The 249-nt window shown below is 53.8% G+C and carries 1 protein-coding gene; it reads right to left on the reverse strand.

Going from position 1 to position 249, the window contains the following annotated elements:
- The coding region (locus Q4519_RS21965; protein ID WP_303516100.1) for a transposase at nt 1-203 on the reverse strand (203 nt) is incomplete at its 3' end.
- Between the last annotated feature and the right edge of the window lie 46 nt (nt 204-249).

Below are 249 nucleotides of genomic sequence, written 5' to 3' on the forward strand. Positions count from 1 at the left end.
TTTGCCAAGGCGAGTGCGGCACACTTGCTGCCTCTTCGCGCTATCAATCCCTTTAACCACCGCTCTTTCTCGGTCGTTGGCTCGCGATGTTTGAGCTTACATACCACCGAGCGGGCTCCTACAAATAAGCAACTGCGCAAGGTGCTACCTTGTTGTTTTGCTATTCGCCCCATTCTCCCTTTTTCACCGCTGGAATGTTGCACGGGTGTCAGCCCTATACAAGCCGCCGCATTGCGACCACTGTCGTAA

Source organism: Motilimonas sp. 1_MG-2023 (assembly GCF_030547455.1).
Taxonomy (GTDB): Bacteria; Pseudomonadota; Gammaproteobacteria; order Enterobacterales; family CBDFNC01; genus Motilimonas.